Raw genomic sequence first — 536 nt, forward strand, 5'->3', positions numbered from 1 at the left:
GACCAGGTCACCTCGACCAGGCCCGGATGATCGGACGGCCCCACCCGGTAGCCCGCCGACCGCTCGGCGCGATGCGGCGGCACCCCCGCCGCCTCCAGCGCCAGCGCCACCGCGTGCACCGGCCGCTCCCGCTCCCAGCCCGCCGGCACCTCCACCGCGCCGTCCCCGAGCACCGCGCGGATCTGGCGCAGCCCCTCCCACGCGGCGGCCACCTCGCCGGACCGCCCGGCAGCCGTACGCACCGTCCCCGACCCGTCGTCGGCGACGAACTGGCCGCGCTCCGGCTCCGCTTGTGCACCCGGTGCCGCTTCCGCGGCCGCCGCCTTCGCCGCCTGTGCGGCCCGCTCGGCCAGTTCCGCCCGCACCCGGCGGCCTTCCGGCGTCAGGTAGTGCTGCCCGGCCCGCCCGTGCCGCACCGCCAACCCGGCCGCCACCAGGCCCGTACACACCCCGGCCCCGGCGGCCAGCCGCCCGGTCGACGGGTCGGACCCCGTGACCGCCCTGCGCTGCGCCGCCGTCAACCCCTTGCCCACACC

General features: G+C 79.9%; 1 protein-coding gene. It reads right to left on the reverse strand.

Annotated features, from left to right (window positions below):
• The coding region (locus AC13HU_RS38045) for a hypothetical protein (protein WP_483046559.1) at nucleotides 1-536 on the reverse strand (536 nt) is incomplete at both ends.

Source organism: Streptomyces sp. NH27, from assembly GCF_056859195.1.